The organism is Bacillus sp. EKM206B, from assembly GCF_011066015.1.
In the GTDB taxonomy this organism is placed as follows: Bacteria; Bacillota; Bacilli; order Bacillales; family Bacillaceae; genus Bacillus; species Bacillus velezensis.
The window spans coordinates 1-222 of the sequence record NZ_JAAMNL010000057.1 but is presented as its reverse complement, the minus strand read 5'-3'; the positions used below and the strand labels follow the sequence as shown (position 1 = coordinate 222).

The 222-nt window shown below is 40.1% G+C and carries 1 tRNA gene; it reads left to right on the top strand.

What is annotated here, in order from left to right:
• The first annotated feature begins 1 nt into the window (after position 1).
• Positions 2 to 77 (top strand) — tRNA-Ala (locus G9F50_RS20410).
• The last annotated feature ends 145 nt before the right edge of the window (positions 78 to 222 follow it).

The window sequence follows — 222 nt, the reverse complement described above, 5'->3', positions numbered from 1 at the left end:
CGGGGCCTTAGCTCAGCTGGGAGAGCGCCTGCTTTGCACGCAGGAGGTCAGCGGTTCGATCCCGCTAGGCTCCACCATTTATAAAAAAACATGTTGACTTTAAGAGAAACTTGTTATATACTTAAAAAGTTGCTTGAGAAAGTGAACAAAATGATCTTTGAAAACTAAACAAGACAAAACGTACCTGTTAATTCAAAGTTTTAAATAAATCGCACAGTGATG